This is a genomic window from Muricoccus radiodurans (genome assembly GCF_050154705.1).
Lineage (GTDB): Bacteria > Pseudomonadota > Alphaproteobacteria > Acetobacterales > Acetobacteraceae > Roseomonas > Roseomonas radiodurans.
The window spans coordinates 3,690,410-3,704,021 of sequence record NZ_CP189561.1; the positions used below are offsets into that span (position 1 = coordinate 3,690,410).

The following is a 13,612-nucleotide window of genomic DNA, read 5'->3' on the forward strand; positions in this document are numbered from 1 at the left end:
CGCCTCGGAGCGCAGGAGCGGGCACTTGTCCTGGCGAGGCGGGAGGGCCGACCCGCTCCCGGTACCGAAGCCCGGTCCGCGTGGGCGAGATCACGGGACCGAGCTGCCCGGAGGCCAGAGCGTTCCACGCCGCCTGCAGGCTGTGGCCGCGACGCCTCAGGAGCACGATGGCATTCTTGGCGTTCAGCATCGGCGGTTGAGCGCCCTTAGTGGACATAGCGAGCTACTTCGATCAAAGATGTAAGCTGCCGTTCGCCATCACAAACCGATAGTAATTCTTTGGACCTACCATTCCAGATTCAGCTATTCCTGCTACGACCGGCTCCAAGCGATTTCAAGATGGTGCTTGTTGCCTTTTCAGATAGGAGCAGATCATTCGTCGAAGCGGCTCCTATAGTGTCGATGACCACTGCGACGCGCGACTGAAACATACGAACGGTATAGGAATGTTGAACTTATTTACCCCACGATTTCGAGAAGAAAAACTCCACAATCACTTTCGTCTTATCTCGGCTGACCCTGACTACGCAAAGGTCCAGCCTATCATTCAGAGTTGGGCGACTGGCCTGCTGGATCGAAGGGGAGAGAACTATAAATTCGTTAACGAATTTCAAACGACGTTCAATTCATCGATGTGGGAACTTTATCTGAACAGAGCGCTGATTGATTTGGGGTGCAGTGTCGATTTTTCAAAGTCGGCGCCGGATTTCGTCGTCCGAGGACCCGGAAACTACGAGTTCAACATAGAGGCTGTCGTCTCTGACCTGCCTCCAACGGCTAAGCAAAAGGCCTTCAAGAATCAAGATTTCAAGACCCGTGGTGCACTGAAACTTGCTGGGAAAATCAGGGATAAGCTGGATCTTTACCGCGGATGCAATGGAAAGAAACACCCGTATTCCTCAATGAGCCATGTCCGCGGGCGGCCATTTACCATTGCGATCGCCCCCTTCGACAGCGACCTCTCGCTCACTCAAAACAACGAACTCATCAACATCGTCCTTTTTGGCTTGGCGCCGCCCGTCCTCGAAGGGCCAGACTTAGGTAAGCAAAACAAAATTACCTCTCTCCTAACGCCTTCGGGTGCGCCAGTTAAAATGGGAGTTTTTACGAACGATTCGTTTAAGGAGATTAGCGCCGTTTTCTTCTCTACGGTCGGGACTTTTGGAAAAGCAGTTATTGAAAGCAGAATCGATAGGCTCGTCCGAGCGACGCGTTACAGGGTAATCGACAAGGACAAGATTGCGCCCGGTTCGAAGCTTTGGCAGGTCGGAGCGCACCGGTTTCAGCTCGCCGCACTGAACTACCTTCTCACGCTACGGCGAGAGAGTGAGCACCAGATCGGCGGTGCAGATATCCTTATTCAGCACTCATCGTTTCATCGTGAGACCCATCTGGATGGACTTCAGGTCTATTTCAATCCTTATGCAGAGGTGCCTTTCGACCCGAACTTTCCATGGCCCGCGGAAGTCGCTCTCAACTATTACGACGTCGAAAGCGGTGAGCACATCCAAGCTCATCCTGACGGGGCGCTCGTTTCAAGGCAGGTTTATAGCATAACCCCCGAATACATTCAGCATCTGCTAAACAGTTACGGCTTCATTCGATAAAACTTACCTGGATTGGTGATTATTTGAGGAAGATTTCTCTGTCTGCATCCTGATGCTCTGCGCTCAAGAGCATACTGACAGCAACTCACCAATGCTAAATGGTCGGATCCCGCCAGCAGGGCGCACAGCCACACTGAACGAACGGCGGCTTTCGGCCAGATCTGGACAACTGGACCGTCCCACGCCGTCACCGACAGCGGGGCGGGGCTCGCGAGGCTCTCAACAACTTCCTTTCCAGTTTCGGTGACGGTCGGTGGGCCCCTGCGCCAGATTCCTTTCTGTCTTCACTCCGCGACGAGGTACCTGCCGGAGATCAAAACGGGGAAGGTACGTCGAACAAGTGCCTGCCCGCCTCGATCTCGGCCGCCCTGAAGATGTACTGACGACCGCCGTCTATCCCAGGCCCCGAAACCGGCGTGACGCCACATCCCTTCAGGTGACAGGCGAGCCAGCCTCTGGAACGGCCTTTTCTCTTCTCGTGATGGGCAGGCACGAAGAAGTCGCGCTTGAAGGCCGCGAGGTCCGCCCCGGAGATTTGTCGGTTTCCGGACATGCCCGACGCCCGCAGTAGGCCGCGGGAGCACAGGAGGTAGACGACCTCCTGCTTCAGCCCGAGCTGAACCGCCGCCTCCGGGATCGTCATCCCGGGAGGCTTCGCCCTTTCGGCCAAGCCAAGGTTCCCGACCGCGGCCGCGTGGACCAGGCACGTCGCCAGATCTCCCGGGGGCCGACGGTGCACGGGACCGAGCTGCCCGGAGGCCAGGGCATTCCATGCCGTCTCCAGGGTGTGACCGCGGCGCCTCAGGAGCACGATGGCGTCCTGAGCAGTGAGCATCCTGTCCCCGGGGGGCGCCGGTGCGTCGCCAGTCGTGGGCAGCCGCTCGAGGCAGGCCCTCAGTCCCGCCTTCGACCATCTCCTGGAGCCCGGGAGTCCGAGGTGCCGACCATCCGCTGCCTGGAGGACGCCGCACTTCACCAGGCCCTGGAACAGGGTCCGGCCGCATCCCAGGATCTGCGCGGCTTCCCGGTCGCCGACCAAGTCGTCCAGCCGCGCTCGGGCCCTGGCGACCCGTGCCGCCTCGACGAGGATCGGCGCCCCGCTTCCGCCCGCGTCGCGGATCAGCCCCAGTTCGAGACGGTCGGAGACGCCGCGGAGGTTGGCCAGCCCGAGCCCGAGCGCAGCGGCAGTGCCCTTTAGGGGCTGGTGCAGGGCGGGCCCCGGAAGCCCGGGAGCGCGCGTCGGCGCGGCACCGCGTTGGCTCCACCAATCTGTGAGCGCCGTTCGGAGCAGCCGACCGAGATCCGACGCGCGCGGGACGGAAGTGACCCAGTGCGCCAGGGAGCCCAGGTCGTGGCGGAAGCCGTATCGACCGGTCCGCCCGACCGCCCGCGCCGCGACCACGTCCAGGACGTCCTCGAACGTCCGTGGCCAGTGGGCACAGGCATCGGCCCCGGCGTTAAGGGCTGCATCCAAGGTCGCGCCGTCCGCCGCGAGCCTGCGGGGGGCGGGGTCGTCGGAGAGGGCGAACCAGCCGAGGTGGACGATCAAGTCCACGACGGCGTTCGTCGGCAAGGAGTGGACAGGCGGCGACAGGGGCATCGCCCAGCGACAGGCATCCTGCTCGAGCCCGAACAATCGGCAGACCGTCGCGAGCCCCCGGACATCTTCCCCGGGGCGAGCCTCGGAGACCGAGCGGGCCAGTCCCGTCCCGCACGCGCATGCGGCGAGGGTGCCGCTGCACCACCGCAGAGGTTCGCCGCATCCCGGGCATGACCGGATCAGGCGCCCGCCGTGGCGCGGACAGGAGGCGGCGAAGGCGAGATGCCAGAGGCGTCGGTGGACAGGGGCCTCGGCGAGGCACGACGGACAGACCTGCCTCGTCGCGGTCGTGAGATACCGGCGCGCGAGCTGCCCGGATCCCACCCGGTTCATGCGGTGCCCGATGCGGGGGAAACCCTTCGCGAGGAGTTCTTCTTCCGGCACGCCCGACATGCGGGCGAGCCCAGCCATAGGGAACGCGGCTTCCTGGATGCTCCCGAGGGTCGTGCCAGGAACGCCAGCCAGCTTCATCAGCGGGATCACCGACCAGCCCTCGGCTCGGTTGCGCTCGGCCAGCCGCGCCACGAAGCCCGCTAGGGATTCCTCGGGGTGATGGCCGACGCGAAGGGGCAGCTGGATGCATCCGGTCGCTTCGGGAGACCGTGACAGGTCTGCCGGGAAAGGGCCCGGAGATGTCGACGTGTCCGGGGCTGGCTCTGATGCCCCGATCCGGGATCCGTTCGGCATGGAAGCTTCCTGATGGCGGTGGGCGGTCGGCGTGATCGCCGTGGCGGACGTCGGGCACGGGCGCCGCGAAGGCCGGGCAGCCAGGGCATGGCTGAGGGCAAGCCCGAAAGGCGGGAGTCGTAGTCCCATCCCGTCAGGGAAGTGCTGGGTGCCTGACGATGCGCGAAGGGGGTGATGGTCGCCGGTGCTCGAACGATGCCGCCGCGGATCCTGCTAAGTGACGGCAGTTCCGGCAGGCCAGCCTCTCAGCGTATTCGAACGACATGCCCTGCAGCGGTCCGTCTGGAAGGCGCCGGTGCTGCCGGAGGGGTAGGGCTGGCGGGGGTGCGACCGACGCCGGTCATGCGCGCCAGCCCGCGTTCAGGTTTCCGGCAGGGCGTACAGCCCGGGCCCTGGCGTGCGGTGCCACCATCGCGAAGAGCGGCAACGGCGGCTGCTGCGGAATGGCCGCACGACGCGCCGACGTCGTCTCGACCCAGCCGGAGCCGGGCCTCCAGCGGCCGCGAACCGCGCCCGTGTCCCGCAAGGACTCGAGTGCGGGGACCAGGAAGTCGGTCACCTCGTCCAGGGCGTGATGCAGGCTCGGCACGGGATGGCTGCGAGGAACGCTGTCCGCGATCTCCTCCCAGGCAGCCCACTGGGCCCGTGACATCCGCAAGGAGTTGAAGGCTGCTTCCCAGTAGGTGTCTCGGCGGACGAGCATCCGCTCGGCATCCCGTCCGACGAATATGGCCTGGACGGCCGCTGCGAGTGCCTGACCGTCGATGTCGAAGCGCCTCTGCAGCATCCAGAGGTCGAAAAGGTCGCGCACCCGGGAATGGTCGGGACCGTAAGTCACGAGGAGGCCGGACTTCTCTCCTGCCAGCCATTCCCGGGTCATGCAGGCGACCAGCGGCCGCAGCCCTCCGGAGCCTGTGCAGTGCATCCGCAGGCGTTCGACGTGGTCAGGACCGCCGACACGAGATGCCAGGACGACCCTGACAGGGACGGAGACCTCTTCTACGCGGGCGGGGATCCTGACCTGGAGGCGCTCCGTCCATCCCGAGCCGGAGCGGCGGGTGGTAGCGCGATCCCAGTCGAAGACTATGCCCCGGGCCGTTCCCGTTGCCGTCCGCAGGATCTGCATCGGGTCCGCAGCACCGCCGAGGTCGACCAGATCGAGGCCGCGGGTCGTGCGGTGAAGCCCGCCGAGCCAGACGGCGAACGACCAGCAGCCGCGGACGGCGAAGCGGCAGTTGCCGGGCGACCGCGAGATCCCGTCGACGAGGTGTTCTATGGCCCGTCCGAGCCGATATTGGCCGACCCGGTCCGTGCGAGAGGGGAGGTGTCGCACACTGACGGCCTCCCGCATCACCCGCCTCCGCCGATAGCTGCCGCGGCGACCTGCAGGTCTCGCATCGTGCTCGAGGGCACCTGGAGCGTCTCGGCCACCACCAGGAAGTCCGTGGCCCTTCCACCGGTCGCAACGTAGCGCCGGGCTGCGTGGATACCTGCTCCAATGCCGCCGACGTGCTTGGAATAGCGGAGCAGGTCCACGACGGTGCGAACGGCGTTGGTACGGCGGATCGCAACGCCACAGACTTCGTCCTCAATCACGCCGACTTCGAAAGCTCCTTCATAGCTCCACCGCAGGACGTGGCGCGGTGTGTCCCCGACCGTGGTGGCGTGCACGCCCTGGGGCAGGGCCAGCCAGAGCTTCGGTGGCGCCTCGTCCACCAGGCCCGACAGGTGCGCGGCCGAGAGCAGGCAGACCACCGCCCTGGGCATCCGTGTGCAGGCCCCGGCGAGGTCCACCAGGTCGCGCCGCGGTTCGGCACCCGGGACGAAGTAGGCCCCTTCCTGTGTCTTCGCGACCTGCCCGGCCCGCAAGGCATCGGCGATCGCCTGGGGACGGATGCCCGCCGCCCTGAGAGCTTTCGGTCTCCTGACCGATCCGTCCGCCAGCAACATCGTCAGTCTCTCCCGCTGCGGGATCGCAGCGAGGTCAACGCTGGTTAGACGATTGTGCTGTTGTCGAGTCATTTCTAATGCGATTTCATCTGGCTGCGGCCGGGAGTGCACCCGGTTTCAGGGCGGCAGAGGAAGGAAACGCAGTTGCTACTGCGTGCCGAGCGGCAGCGTCCCTCGCCAGTTCGCTCACAAGGACTCATTAGATCTTTAGGCAGTAGAATCAGGGTCGGCCGCGCGCCGCCGCACATACGCGATTTCCTTTCGAACTCGCCTTCCTTCCGACTTCATGGGGCTGACCGCGCTATCGAAGCTGACGCGAGCAGAGCGATCCGCAGGAAGTCAAGCGAGGAATGAAATGTTGCTCATCCGCCACAGGTAAGGGCTGCAAGACGCCGCCGCCAACGGCCCGAAGAATGGATGAGCAGACGGGGCAGATTGGGCCCAGCGAAGGCTGCTCGACGCCAGAGTGACATCCTCATGATTTCGATCCAAATAAGCCTTTGACACCATTATTGGTGCGCTGTACCTGCGTTGCCTATGCGCAATCAGGCCGACCGTTCCGTCGCTGCCGTGGGCCCGTTCTTCCGGGCTCCTGATCCGCACACTTTAGGCTTAGCAATAAGCCTCGCCTGACGCGGTGCTGCTCTCGGGCAGCTGCCCCGTCAGGTGCGGTGTTGGTGTCCTGAGGCGATTCCCGAGCCATTGAGGTTCTGACGATAGGTTGCCGTCGTGCATTTGCACGACCTAGACGGCATGTCGTCAGTACTGCGGCTGGCCCTCCACCACCCTATCCACACACGGTTTGGACGAAATTGACCGCCAGCGATGGCGGAAGGAGGAGCCATGCGCACTCAGGCGCAGTGGTACCGCGACGCCGTACGAACGTGCGTCCAGGATCCGAGCGGCACTCGGCTGTTCTTGTCGGAGGCCCGCGACTGATGCGTGTCTCTCGAAAGATCCCGCGCGAGATGATGCCTCGCGATGGCGGCCCCGGTCCGACGCGCCGCATCGAGACGCGGCACCCGTTGAGGGTCATCCGGCTCTACCCGAGCATTCTGATGGGCTGCCTGATCCCCTGCGAATCCGCGGGCGAGATGGCACACTGGATGATCATCGAGGCAGACGGCGCGGTCGTCTGGGCCCGTGCCCAGCCGGACATAGTGCGCTGGAGCGATGATGGTATCGAGCGCCGCCACGTCCCGGATGCCGAGGTCAGGTTCGACGACGGACGCATCGTCGTCCGCGAGGTGAAGCCCCGAGCGGACCTCTCGGTGCGATCCCTCGCAGAGGTCGACCATCGGACCGCGATCCTGCAGGCGCGTTTCGCGGCTCGCGGCGTCAGTTACGAGGTCGTGGACAGCACGTGCCCCGCGTTCCTCCGGCGCCTCCAGGCCGCGAAAGACGTCCTCGCGGCTCGGCGTCACACGGCCCCTCCAGGTCTCGGTCTTCTGGTTCGGGAAGCCGTCGTCCTTCGGGGCGCCACGACCCTCGGACGCATCGAGGAACTCGTTCCCGGGGCGTCCCGCGTCGACCTCATGGCGCTCGTCCTGCGCCGGAAGCTCGTCGTCGCCCTCGACCAGGGAGCGATCTCGGCACGGACGCCCGTCCGCATCCCCCACGCCGCCATCCAGGAGACCAGCCGATGACCCCCAAGCTCAGCCTGCGCCGCGGCGACCACCTCATCCGGGAAGGAGTGCGCTTCAAGGTGCTCCGCCGAGCCAAGGACGGCAGCGTCAACCTCGAGCGGACGGACGACGACACGATGTCCTCCGTGCCCGAAGACCAGCTGATCCGGGAGTATGGCGAGGGACAGCTGGAGATCGACCGTCGCCAGGAGGTCGTGCAGGGTCCGGCCGCTCAGCTCCTGGAAGGCGACTTCGCCTCCCTTAGCGAGGCAGCGAAGGCGAAGGCGGAGTTCCGGGTGCCGTTCGTCCGGAAGATGCTCGAGGACCGGCGCCGCCAGTGGTCGAACCGCGACCTCGCCACGCTCATCGAGTGCGTTCGTCAGGAGAAGGGGTTCAAGAAGGGCCCCAGCCCTCGCTCCCTGCGCCGGTGGGCGAACCGGGCGATCGCCCTCGGCTTCGACCAACTGCCCGACGTCCGTATCCTCGTACCCAGGAACCACGCCTGCGGAGGTTCCCACGACAAGTTCGGGGCCGAAGTTCAGTCCATCATGGACGGGGTCATCGACGACCTCGTCATGGTGCCCGAGAAGACGTCCGGCTCCGATGCCTATCTGGAGATCCGGGCACGGATCAGCGCCAAGGAAGCCGAGCTGAAGACGAGGTTCGGGGCTAGCGCCCCGAGCCTTCCTGTGCCGAGCAAGCGGACGTTCTACCGCAGGCTCGGCTCCATCTCCGAAGAGGCGATTTCCCTGGCGCGGGACGGCCGCCTCGAGACGGACCGCAATCACTCGCTGGTCGGCCGTGGTCCTCAGGGCGATTATCTTCTGCACGAGGTAGAGATCGACCATACGCCGATCGACGTCATCGTTGTGTGTCCGCTGACCGGCATTCCTATCGGTCGACCGACGGTCACCATCGCCCTGGACCGCTGGAGCCGCATGATTGTGGGCGTCCATGTCGGGCTCGAAGGACCGGGGTGGCATGCCGCCATGATGTGCCTCCGCAACGCGATCCTGCCGAAGACAACCCTGCTTGGCGTGGACCGCGAGGACCTCCGTGCCCGGTACCCCTGGGACGCGATGGGCATCATGGACGTCCTGGTGCTCGACAACGGGCCCGAGTTCCACAGCGCTGCGCTTCGGTCCGCGGCCAAGGAGCTCGGCATCACCCTCCAGTACTGTCCGGCCGGACAGCCCCGCTACAAGGGGAAGGTGGAACGGCTCTTCCGCCGCGCGAACGTGGAGCTGTTCCACACGCTGCCGGGGACAACCTTCTCGAATTCCGCCATGAGGGGGAAGTATGATTCGAAGGCGGAGGCGAGGCTCACCGTCACCGACGTGCGCGCGCTGGTGCATCAGTGGATTGCAGACATCTACTGCCGCACGCCGCACTCGTTCACGAAGCAGACGCCGAACGAACGGTGGGCGGAAGGGCTTCGTCAGCGTGGTGGCGTGAGCCTGCCGAACTCCGCGGCGGACGTCATGCTGAGCCTCGCGAATGCCGAGTATCGCCGCCTCACCAGCAAGGGCATCGAGCTCTACGGGCTGCACTACAGCAACCCTCGGGATCCCCGGCTTCGTGCCCTCCTAAACCACCCGGACCGTCCGCAGGCGTTCAAGGTCCGTGTCGGCAGCGAAAATCTCGGGACGGTACACGTCGAGGATTTCCGCGAACCCGGGCACTACGTGCCGGTGCCCTGCATCGACCGAAAATATGCCGAGGGTCTGAGTCTTGGCGAGCACCACGCGATCATGGCGCGGACCCGGATGAACCTGAAGGCTCGGCAGGCCGCGACCATGGCGATGCTTACGGAATCGAAGGCGAAGCTCCGCGCCGCCATCGCCCAGGTCCGCCAGGCCGGGAACCTGTCCTCCACAAAGCTGAACGCGATCTACCCGGCGCTGACGGGGAAGATCACCGACATCGGTGAGGACGGCAATCCCGTGCCCGTCGCGAGCGGTGCTGCGCCGGTCGCTCCGCCCCGGAAGGCGGAACCGCAGGGCCCTGTCGTGCTCGACATGCCCCAGCGGAAGTTCGCCATCAGTTTCGGCTGACTTCCCGCCGACCTTCCATCCACCAGACCCACTAGGAGGCTACCATGACCCACAACGCGGTCGATCATCGTGCCCTCGCTCTCCGTCAGCGGCAGGACGCCCTGGACAGGACGAAGGCAATGCTCGCCCAGTTCCGCACGAACATCTACCTTAACCATCCGCAGCTCGAAGCCATCGAGCTTGACCTGGAGGGCGTCCTCGCCTTCGGGCCGCCGGAGAAGGGGAACCCGCAGCCCGCCCGGACCTATCTGCTCGTGGGCGCGTCCGGCGCAGGCAAGTCCACCATCCTCCACCGGTTTCTCGCCCGGCATCCCCCTGTGAAGGAGGTCCTGCGCGACCTGATGGAAGTCGTGTATGCGGAGGTTCCGGCGTCCGCGACCCGTTCGGGCACGATCCGCGCGATCCTTGAGGGGCTCGGGGTAAGCCCGAAAGCGCGAGCGACGGAAGCGGATCTGACCCGCAGCCTGGTCCACTACCTGCGCGGGATGGGGGTCCGCGTGCTCATTCTCGACGAGGCCCAACACCTCATGGACTGGAAGACGGGCAGGTTCGCTTACGATACCGCGGACTGGCTCAAGACCCTGTCCAACTCCGGGCTCTCGATCGTCATTGCCGGAACGCCGGAGGCCTCGATGGCCTACCATCTCAACGAGCAACTCGGGCGCCGTTCGATGGGCCAAGCCGAGATCGAGAGCTTCCCATGGGGCGGCCCCGACCCGCAAAGCGAGTGGATGATGATCGTCGAGGCCCTTGCGCCGAAGATCCCGCTCCTCAACGCCTCTCTTCTCCTGGAGGGCGACATTCCTCACCGCCTTCACCTCGCCACGGCCGGGTACCTCGGGCGGCTCGTGGATTTCATGGCGCTCATCATCATGGAGGCGGGGAAACAGGGAGCAACGGCTATGGACCGCCACCTGCTGATGGCCGTCGAGCAACGGCGCCGCGACCTCGATGACCCGGAGTGGGTGAATGTCTTCGCGCTTGTCAGTCTGGCGGATTACGAGGCGCCTGTTCGGGACACCAGCCGCAGGACGCGTATCCGGCGGGGCAGGCGCCTCCCTCGCCAGGAGGATGTCGGCCACCTTGAGGCGGTGTGACGACCATCCGGACCGCGCCCTCGGGGGCGCTCCTCTCTGGCCCTGGGGTCGGGCAACATTCGGACGGCTGGACCTCGGTCCGGCCGTTCTTCGTTCATAGGGTTCTCGACCTGGGCAGCAGGTGCCCTTGGTGGCGTTGACAAGGTTGACGGCCCGACTGGCTGTCCGGGACACTGTCGATGACACTGGAGGACAAGTTCCATGTCACGGCCTGACCAAGACTCAACGTGTTAGCTCGGTGCCAGGGACATGCTTCTTGGCACCACATAGCCGGGCGCGCCCACCGGGTGTAGTGGGCGCGCCCTGTCGGCGGGGCGCGTGGCCGCCCGCACCCGGTGGCCCGCGCCCGGTAGCCCGCACCCGGTCAGGCGGTGGCCATCTCGCACTGCCGCTCGGTCGTCGGGTCGATCATCCCCTGGACCTCCAGGATGCGCGATGCCGGGAAGCCGGAGAGGCGGGCGTGCTCGCGGATCACCGCCTCGCTCTCGGCGAGATAGACGCAGAAGGTGCCGTCCTTCGTGACGAAGGAGTGCTGCCACTGGATGCCATCCAGCCGGCCCAGCACGGCGTTGGAGGTCCGGGCGGCCTCGCCCAGCTGCGGCGGGCTCAGCTGGCCCGCGCCGGGGATCTCGCGCTCGATGATGAACTGCTTGAGCATGGTGATGTCTCCTCGATGGTCTGCGTCGCGCCCTGCGTGACGTGGGCGGAACCTTGCCCGGGCCCGCCGCCGCACACTTGACCGGGATTCCGCGCCACTTCGCCGCCGGTCCGCCGCGCTTTGCCGGGCATCCGCCCCTCTTGCCCTTTCATTCGCCCCCCGTCCGAGGATCCTTGAGAGGCCCCATCCACGGCCGGGTGCCCGCCCGATTTTCGGTGTAAGAAGCACCGGGATCATTCTGGCAGGGTAAGGTCCCGGAGACCTGCGGCGAGCGAGGAGGAGGGCGCGGGAAGGCCATGGACCGTGACATCCTCTCGGACGTCCTCCAGGCCGTCCGCCTCAAGGGCGCGCTGTTCTACCTGGTGGAGGCGGCCCCGCCGTGGGTGGTGACCGCGCCCTCCGCGCAGGAGGTGGCCGCCGCCGTCATGCCGGGCTGCGACCACGTCATGGAGTTCCACGCCTTCTTCGAGGGCGAATGCTGGGGCGGGCCGCTGGACCATCCGCAGGAGCGGATCCGGGCCGGGGAGATCATCCTGTTCCCGCGCGGCGACCCGCACGTCTTCCGCAGCGCGCCCGACATCCCGCCGCCGCCGCCGACCATGTCGCGGCAAGGGTCCGTCCCGATCCGGCTGCGGCTGGGCGGCAGCGGCGCGCCGGCCGCCCGCTTCGTCTGCGGCTTCCTCGGCTGCGACGCCCGCCCCTTCAACCCGCTGATCGAGGCGCTGCCGCGGATGCTGCGCATCCCCGCGCAGGAGGGGCCGCTCGATGCCCTGATGCGGCTGGCAGTCGCGGAAACCACGTCGCCCCGGGCCGGCGGCGAGGCGCTGCGCGCCCGGCTGGCCGAGATGATGTTCGTGGAGGCGGTCCGCACCCATCTCGCCGCCCTGCCGGACGGGACCGGCGGCTGGCTCGGCGGGCTCCGCGACCCGCAGGTCGGCCGCGTGCTCGGGCTGCTGCACGGGCAGCCGGCGCATCCCTGGGCCCTGGACGACCTGGCGCGGGAGGCCGGCCTGTCCCGCACGGTGCTGCACGAGCGCTTCGCCGCGCTCGTCGGTCATCCGCCGATGCAGTACCTCGCCCGCTGGCGGATGCAGCTGGCGGCCTCGCGCCTCGCGCAGGGCAGCGACAAGGTCGTCTCCATCGCGATGGAGGTCGGATACGAGTCCGAGGCCGCCTTCAACCGGGCCTTCAAGCGCCTGCTCGGCATGCCCCCGGCCGCCTGGCGCCGCGAGCGCGGCGCCCGCGCCTGACCGTCCGGCACGGCGGGTGCCGCCTCACTGGAATCCCGGCGGACGCCCTGTTTACATGGTCGGCCCGGAGGTGAAACAGATGCCGCTCCGCCGCCTGCTGCTCACCCTCCTCGCCGCGCCGGCGCTGGCCGCCCTTCCGGCCCCGGCGCCTGGCGCGGAACCGGCCTTCTGGCTCGTGACACCGGAAGAAGCCGCGGCCGGGCGCATCGACGGGGAGGTCGGGCGGCCCCCGACCCGCTCGCTGGGCGAGGGAAGCGCGCCGGTCATCGAGATCATCGAGCCACGGGAGGCGCCGACCCTGCCCTCCCCGCTGACGATCCGGCTGCGGTTCAGGGCCCCGAGCGGCACTGCTATCATCCCGTCCAGCTTCCGGGCGGTCTACGGACTGCTGGGGCTCGACATCACCAGCCGCCTGCTCCAGCACGCCCGGGTGGACGCGAACGGTCTCGTCCTCGAGAACGTGGCGATCCCGGCCGGAACGCACCGGATCACCCTGCGGGTGGCGGACGCGACGGGGCGGGTCGGGGAGCGCGCGTTCCGCTTCACCATCGCCGAGCGCTGAGGCGAGGGGGCCCACGCGGTCCCGCCCGCGCTGCGGCCAGAGGAATCCTGCCTCACGCCTCATGGCCGAGCGAGTGGCGGTCGGCCGACGGCGCCGCTCGCTCATGGGCCGAGCAGGGCGGCCATGCGCCGGCCGCAGGCCAAGCATTCAAGGGCGCCTTAGCTCAAGCACCCGCCGCTCTGTTCCTATGGGCAAGCCGCTCGGCATAAAAATGCCGCCTGGGCAGGTTTTTCCGGCCCATCACAGGAACCGTCTCTCACTCCCAAGTTTAATCGCTCCCGTGCCGTGACGGGATGACGCTCGCTGTACGTCTCGTCCGGATCGATCCCACTCATCAATGATTTCGGGATTGTGTGGAGAGAAAACCTTGACAGTCCAGGGCAAACATGGGCCATCTTGGGACAAGTCTCGTTATTTGGGACGATATGAGTGAAGGGAGACTACTCCTTTGGATGGGGTATTCATCCTGAGGGACGAACCGGGCCCCCCCGCCCTCACGTCCGGCCGGCGCCCTCAGCCGGT

Annotated in this window: 10 protein-coding genes; 6 read left to right on the forward strand and 4 right to left on the reverse strand. The window is 66.4% G+C overall.

The annotated features are described in order from the left end of the window. Positions 1-446: 446 nt before the first annotated feature. Complete coding sequence (locus ACP6CK_RS17465) at positions 447-1,607, forward strand: hypothetical protein (protein WP_426954576.1); 1,161 nt, start codon at positions 447-449, stop codon at positions 1,605-1,607. 313 nt (positions 1,608-1,920) lie between these two features. On the opposite strand, the gene ACP6CK_RS17470 is transcribed toward ACP6CK_RS17465, so the two are convergent. From ACP6CK_RS17470 to ACP6CK_RS17480, 3 genes are all read right to left on the reverse strand, one after another. Further along, complete coding sequence (locus ACP6CK_RS17470) at positions 1,921-4,023, reverse strand: TniQ family protein (protein ID WP_426954577.1); 2,103 nt, start codon at positions 4,021-4,023, stop codon at positions 1,921-1,923. Between the two features lie 211 nt (positions 4,024-4,234). After that, entirely contained in the window at positions 4,235-5,245 is a 1,011-nt protein-coding gene (locus ACP6CK_RS17475) for a nucleotidyl transferase AbiEii/AbiGii toxin family protein (RefSeq protein ID WP_426954578.1), read from the reverse strand. Continuing rightward, positions 5,245-5,844, reverse strand: coding sequence for a type IV toxin-antitoxin system AbiEi family antitoxin domain-containing protein (locus tag ACP6CK_RS17480; protein WP_426954579.1), 600 nt, complete (start codon positions 5,842-5,844; stop codon positions 5,245-5,247). The genes ACP6CK_RS17475 and ACP6CK_RS17480 overlap by 1 nt, the downstream gene beginning before the upstream one ends. Before the next feature lie 968 nt (positions 5,845-6,812). On the opposite strand from ACP6CK_RS17480, the gene ACP6CK_RS17485 reads away from it, so the two are divergent. From ACP6CK_RS17485 to ACP6CK_RS17495, 3 genes are read left to right on the forward strand one after another with little or no spacing between them, the layout of a single operon-like run. Then, positions 6,813-7,490 (forward strand): hypothetical protein, encoded by a 678-nt coding sequence (locus ACP6CK_RS17485; RefSeq protein WP_426954580.1) that lies wholly within the window; start codon positions 6,813-6,815, stop codon positions 7,488-7,490. Next, positions 7,487-9,523, forward strand: coding sequence for a hypothetical protein (locus tag ACP6CK_RS17490; protein WP_426954581.1), 2,037 nt, complete (start codon positions 7,487-7,489; stop codon positions 9,521-9,523). The genes ACP6CK_RS17485 and ACP6CK_RS17490 overlap by 4 nt, the downstream gene beginning before the upstream one ends. Before the next feature lie 44 nt (positions 9,524-9,567). Further along, positions 9,568-10,620 carry a TniB family NTP-binding protein gene (locus ACP6CK_RS17495; protein ID WP_426954582.1) on the forward strand — a complete coding sequence of 351 codons (1,053 nt, stop codon included), beginning with the start codon at positions 9,568-9,570 and terminating at the stop codon, positions 10,618-10,620. A 364-nt stretch (positions 10,621-10,984) separates the two neighbouring features. On the opposite strand, the gene ACP6CK_RS17500 is transcribed toward ACP6CK_RS17495, so the two are convergent. Continuing rightward, on the reverse strand, positions 10,985-11,278 hold the full coding sequence (locus ACP6CK_RS17500) for a DUF4242 domain-containing protein (RefSeq protein ID WP_426954583.1): 294 nt from the start codon (positions 11,276-11,278) through the stop codon (positions 10,985-10,987). 296 nt (positions 11,279-11,574) lie between these two features. Here ACP6CK_RS17500 and ACP6CK_RS17505 point away from each other — a divergent pair, with 296 nt between their 5' ends. Then, positions 11,575-12,528 carry an AraC family transcriptional regulator gene (locus ACP6CK_RS17505; RefSeq protein ID WP_426954584.1) on the forward strand — a complete coding sequence of 318 codons (954 nt, stop codon included), beginning with the start codon at positions 11,575-11,577 and terminating at the stop codon, positions 12,526-12,528. A 79-nt stretch (positions 12,529-12,607) separates the two neighbouring features. Next, positions 12,608-13,090, forward strand: coding sequence for a hypothetical protein (locus ACP6CK_RS17510; protein WP_426954585.1), 483 nt, complete (start codon positions 12,608-12,610; stop codon positions 13,088-13,090). Positions 13,091-13,612 lie beyond the last annotated feature (522 nt).

What these genes read in the sequence shown, in the direction of transcription:
- ACP6CK_RS17475 (WP_426954578.1), bottom strand. Translation starts at nt 5,245, where the DNA reads ATGCGGGAGGCCGTCAGTGTGCGACACCTCCCCTCTCGCACGGACCGG.
- ACP6CK_RS17505 (WP_426954584.1), top strand. Translation starts at nt 11,575, where the DNA reads ATGGACCGTGACATCCTCTCGGACGTCCTCCAGGCCGTCCGCCTCAAG.
- ACP6CK_RS17490 (WP_426954581.1), top strand. Translation starts at nt 7,487, where the DNA reads ATGACCCCCAAGCTCAGCCTGCGCCGCGGCGACCACCTCATCCGGGAA.
- ACP6CK_RS17495 (WP_426954582.1), top strand. Translation starts at nt 9,568, where the DNA reads ATGACCCACAACGCGGTCGATCATCGTGCCCTCGCTCTCCGTCAGCGG.
- ACP6CK_RS17510 (WP_426954585.1), top strand. Translation starts at nt 12,608, where the DNA reads ATGCCGCTCCGCCGCCTGCTGCTCACCCTCCTCGCCGCGCCGGCGCTG.
- ACP6CK_RS17470 (WP_426954577.1), bottom strand. Translation starts at nt 4,023, where the DNA reads ATGGGACTACGACTCCCGCCTTTCGGGCTTGCCCTCAGCCATGCCCTG.
- ACP6CK_RS17485 (WP_426954580.1), top strand. Translation starts at nt 6,813, where the DNA reads ATGATGCCTCGCGATGGCGGCCCCGGTCCGACGCGCCGCATCGAGACG.
- ACP6CK_RS17500 (WP_426954583.1), bottom strand. Translation starts at nt 11,278, where the DNA reads ATGCTCAAGCAGTTCATCATCGAGCGCGAGATCCCCGGCGCGGGCCAG.
- ACP6CK_RS17465 (WP_426954576.1), top strand. Translation starts at nt 447, where the DNA reads ATGTTGAACTTATTTACCCCACGATTTCGAGAAGAAAAACTCCACAAT.
- ACP6CK_RS17480 (WP_426954579.1), bottom strand. Translation starts at nt 5,844, where the DNA reads ATGTTGCTGGCGGACGGATCGGTCAGGAGACCGAAAGCTCTCAGGGCG.